The 2,190-nt window shown below is 62.7% G+C and carries 1 protein-coding gene and 1 pseudogene; both read right to left on the minus strand.

Annotated features, from left to right (window positions below):
* Positions 1–937: pseudogene (locus AC1HIY_RS14780) on the minus strand (hypothetical protein); the annotation flags it as partial.
* A 56-nt stretch (positions 938–993) separates the two neighbouring features.
* Positions 994–2,190: SGNH/GDSL hydrolase family protein (locus tag AC1HIY_RS14785; RefSeq protein ID WP_479577567.1), on the minus strand; the 1,197-nt coding region annotated here is incomplete at its 5' end.

Below are 2,190 nucleotides of genomic sequence, written 5' to 3' on the forward strand. Positions count from 1 at the left end.
TGAAGTCCTTCCAGTAAATGTTGATCCTGCGCCAGTAGTCGTTGAAACTCGAAGCCAGATAGTAGAGATGATGCGTCTCGGGAAGGTTGAACCCGAAGAGCGCCAGGATGCCGATCACCAGGTGGAAGAGCCCCGAAATGCGCAGGTAGAGCAGGTACGTCGTGACCATGTACTGCACGACCTGCCCGAGGTTGTGCACCTCCGAGGGACCCAGCGTGAGGTAGTAGTAGACGAGCCGGTAGAGGATCAGGTGGGTGACGCCCCGGAAGATCCAGAGCACCCCTTTCTGGTAGATCTCGGCGGCGTCCTTGTCGTAGTACGTGCGCCGGAACGTCTGGTAGTCGACGACGGGGAAGAGCGGGAAACAGACGTTGGGCAAGAGGAAGAAGTAGGAGAGCCGTTCCCAGACGGTGGCCGGTTTGCGCTCGTGCCGGAGGTCGTAGAGGTACACGGCCAGCCGGAACATGAACATCGCGCCGAGGACGGGGAGCACGAGCGTGGGGAGCGTTTCCCAGGGCGTGGTGATCCAGCCGCCGCGTATGACGGCCAGCGCCGCGGCAAAGGCGACGACCAGCGCCACGCGCGCGCCGAAGGCGATGGGCAGGTGGCACAGCCCGATCAGCGCCAGCCCGAGACCAAAGAGCCACAACGCATCGATCCCCAGAACGAGACCAATCGCGGCGGCGGAAAGGAACAGGAAAAACGGCATCCGGAAGCGCCGGGGCAGCCAGGCGTGCACGACGAAGCCGCCGAAGAGCACAGGGATCAGCTTCAAAAAGCCCCGGTTCTCCTCGATGCGAAACAGATGCACCACAAGCAGCACCAGCGCCAGCTGCGCCGCAAGGGCGAGAAACCTGGCGAGGTTGATATCGGGACGCTCTCGGACGTGATCCTGCTTCGTCCGGGATCCCTGATCTGTGGGTTTCGATCCGACCATCATGCTGACTGCTCTAGTGGCTTGCCTGAACGGCGGCGAGAAGCGGTTTATCGTGATCAATGGGTGTGCTGCACGCGCACCGAACGAACCTTGAGATCCAGCCCCAACGCTTCGTCATGCGCGCGCAGGGCTTCGAAAAGACGATCCGCCAGGAGGGTGTGTCCCTGCGGATTCGGATGCGCATCCCAGGGCGCCAGCCGAATCAGACGCGGATCGTGGTCGCCATAGGCGCCGTCGAGGTCAATGATCAGGAACCCGGCCTCCCGTGCAATTTCACGAAGCCGCTCCGGCTCTTCCCCCCGCCGAATGCCGTCCGTGCGCGGCACGAACACCCAGACCGGAACCGCCCCCATCTGACGACTGAGCTCCACGATCTTCCGATAGCCCCAGCGAAGGATATCATCCCCGAAGGGCGTCAGACGACGCCGATATTCCGACGCATCCATGCCCGGCTCGATGCCCGCGCGCTCCCGGATGTCCTGCAAACCCGGAGGCAGCGGCACGCCTTCATCGACCATCTGGGAGAGCACGAGCAGGGCACGGCCCTCATCGCCCGAATGCCCCGTGCAGAAAACGGCATCGGGATGGAAGGCAGCGACTTTCTCTTCCAGGAGCTTGACGTGTTGGACCACGCTGTACCCCCCGACGGCGAAGTTGAGGATCTCGTACCGTTCATGACTGCTTCCGGCATACTCCCGGTTCAACCGGTCCTCGACCAGCGCGTCGAAGCCCTTGCCGTCCGCCACTCCCGAACCCATCTCATAAGACGCCCCGAGCAACGCGATGCGATACGTGCCCGAAGGTTTGGCTTGCTCATAGTCGCGGTCGCGCATCCCCCACCGGTTCGTGCTCAGCGGCGCGCGGTGATAGGTCATCTGATGGGAGGGAATCAGTTCATAACGCATCATGCCGCCGGTCATCCGCACGAGACCAGACTTGGTCAACGGGGCCCAATCCTTCGGCATCTCCATCTTTGCTTCCCAGAGTTGCGTGGTGAACCGCCCCGTCTCCAGCAAGCCCTCGTAATAGCCGCGGTCCAGCAATTCGGCGTCGCGCTCGTTAAAACGGGAATCGGCCAGCGAAGCGACGACCGCACCTCCCCGCTCGCCCAGCATACCCTGAACGGTCGGCATCCCCAGAATCACCAGCGCCAGCGCACCAACGCCCGTGTACACCGACGCACGCCGAAACGACGGGTTCGATCCCGTCACCGACAACGCCACCCCGCGCTCGTTCAACCACTGAATCAATAC

Source organism: Rhodocaloribacter sp., from assembly GCF_056451265.1.